Source organism: Ensifer sp. ENS02 (genome assembly GCF_014851885.1).
GTDB lineage: Bacteria > Pseudomonadota > Alphaproteobacteria > Rhizobiales > Rhizobiaceae > Ensifer > Ensifer adhaerens.
Genome location: NZ_JACVAO010000063.1, coordinates 1 through 745 on the forward strand (window position 1 = coordinate 1; position 745 = coordinate 745).

Here is a 745-nt window from a genome sequence, read left to right on the forward strand (position 1 = left end):
TGCGGCAAGAAGCTGGCGCTGTGGGTGTCGAGCGTATCGACGTCGGTAAACGTCACCGCGCCGTCCTGCGTGTGCGTCACCGTATTCTCGCCCGTCGCCTTGTCGGCGATCTCCGTCACCGCACCGCTCTGCACACCCGAGGTGATCACCGGGGCGTCGTTGGTGCCGGCGATCACGATCGTGACCGTCTGCGTCGCCGTGCCGCCGTGGCCGTCATCGACGGTGACGTCGTAGGTCTGCACCAGGATCTGGCCGGCCTGCAGCGAGTCGAGCACGCTGTCGGCAACCTGGAAGTTCCAGCCAAGCTTGTCGGTTGCCTGGTTCAGAGGATCGAGCGAGAAGGTACCGAGATAGCCGTTACCGCCCGCCGTGAAGCTCGCCGTGTGCGTGTCGAGCGTATCGACGTCGCGAAAGCCGATCGTGCCGTCCTGCGTGTGCGTGACCGTGTTCTCGCCCGGAAAGCCGTCAAAGCGCTCCACCACGCCGCCGAGCTGCCAACCGGACGTGATCACCGGGGCATCGTTGGTGCCGGTGATCGTGATCGTCACGGTTTGCGTCGCCGTACCGCCCTTGCCGTCGTCGACGGTGACGTCATAGGTCTGCGTCAGCTTCTGGCCCGCCTGCAGCGAGTCGAGCACGCTGTCGGCAACCTTGAAGCTCCAGCCGACCTGATCGGTTGCCTGGTTCAGCGGGTCGAGCGCGAAGGTGCCGAGATAGCCGTTGCCGTTCGCCTTGAAGCTGGCGG

Annotated in this window: 1 protein-coding gene; it reads right to left on the reverse strand. The window is 65.5% G+C overall.

Features of this window, described 5'->3' with window-relative positions; genetic code table 11:
* Positions 1-745: VCBS domain-containing protein (locus IB262_RS35435; protein WP_210337880.1), on the reverse strand; the 745-nt coding region annotated here is incomplete at both ends.